General features: G+C 47.7%; 1 protein-coding gene. It reads left to right on the plus strand.

What is annotated here, in order from left to right; all coding sequences use genetic code 11:
• Window positions 1-241 (plus strand): hypothetical protein (locus tag ACRHOZ_RS21360; RefSeq protein ID WP_431130388.1); only part of this gene is annotated, 241 nt, incomplete at both ends.

The raw sequence follows: 241 nt of genomic DNA on the forward strand, positions 1-241 counted from the left end.
TGACGATGGTGTTAATCCTGTTGTTATCAATTCGGAACTGGCAAGCCTGCAGGCCTTTTCCCAACCACCCGAGATTGCCACCCCAGAACTTTTGGATGAACAAGACCCTACCGGGGATGTAGATTATGAATGCGTTGTAAAACACTATAAAGCTGCTCCAGGCATTGACGAAATGCTTTCCTTAGATCCCACTACCGATGTAATCTATCCAGGGGCCATGCTTAAGGGCGAATCCATACCC

It is taken from the genome of Flagellimonas flava (genome assembly GCF_050617915.1).
GTDB lineage: Bacteria > Bacteroidota > Bacteroidia > Flavobacteriales > Flavobacteriaceae > Flagellimonas > Flagellimonas flava_A.